This is a genomic window from Streptomyces minutiscleroticus (genome assembly GCF_014650875.1).
Lineage (GTDB): Bacteria > Actinomycetota > Actinomycetes > Streptomycetales > Streptomycetaceae > Streptomyces > Streptomyces minutiscleroticus.
In genome coordinates this window covers 1-1,019 of the sequence record NZ_BMVU01000212.1, presented here as the reverse complement: position 1 = coordinate 1,019, position 1,019 = coordinate 1, and the positions used below count along the sequence as shown (strand labels likewise).

General features: G+C 70.0%; 1 protein-coding gene. It reads right to left on the bottom strand.

Annotated features, from left to right (window positions below; genetic code table 11):
- Window positions 1-947, bottom strand: a 947-nt coding sequence (locus IE271_RS41055) for a glycoside hydrolase family 6 protein (protein WP_190195498.1), incomplete at its 3' end; no start/stop codon positions are given.
- Window positions 948-1,019 lie beyond the last annotated feature (72 nt).

Below are 1,019 nucleotides of genomic sequence, written 5' to 3'. Positions count from 1 at the left end.
TTGTAGGCGACCTCGGGAAGGAACTGTCCGGCCGTGGAGCCGGCTCCGACGCCGCAGTTGCCGTCCGACTCGCCCGGGGTCTTGATCCACAAGAGCATCTCGGCGCCTCCGCCGGTCCGGGTGGGGGTGCCGATGCGGCGGCCCGAGGGGTTGCACCACTGTCCGTCGGAGCCGTTGCCGTTGCGGCTGGTGTCCACGACGAACGGCTTGGTGTAGCCGTAGCGGGTGCTGAGTTCGCGGTTGACGGCGTTGCCGTAGGCGGTGTTCTCGGCGGTGGTGAAGTAGTTGGAGACGTTGAGCGAGAAGCCGTGGGCCTGGCGGAGGCCGGCTTCGTGCAGGCGCCGGGCCATGGTTGCCGCGTCGGCCCAGCGCGGGTTGCCGGCGTCCATGTAGACCCAGGTGTTGGGGGCCTGGCGGGTGAACTGGGTGAGGGCGCCGGTGAGCATGGCTTCGCGTTCGTCGATCTGCGCCTGGGTCATGCAGCCGTAGTCCCCGAGGGAGTCCGGTTCGAGGACGATGAGGGCCGGGCGGTTTCCTATCCCGCCGGCGAACTGGGCGATCCAGTCGGCGTAGGCGGAGGGCGAAGCGGCTCCGCCGGCGGAGTGGCCGCCGCAGTAGTCGCGGTTGTAGATGTTGTAGGCGACGAGGACGGGCAGCTTGTCCTGGTAGTCGGCCGCCCCGACGTAGGAACCCGTGGCGGTGCCGATGGTGCCGCTCCAGGAGCCGAACCAGCGGGCCATCGGTGTGTTGGCGATCGAGGCGTTGATCGCGGCGGCCCGGCCGTCGCCGGGGTTGGCGGCCGCCCACCTCTTCGCGCTTGAGTCGGGATCCACGTAGAACCCACTGGTCATGGTGGTCGGGTCGGCCGCGTGGGCGGACGGTGCGGCGGCGAACGCGAGCGGCAGGGCGAAGAGCGCTGCGGCCAAGGCGCGGAGTCTGCGGCGCATGACTGAACCTCGTTCTCCTGGCAGGGAATGCGTCGCACGCTCTCGTCCCGAGCGTACGACGCGCTGAGGAAG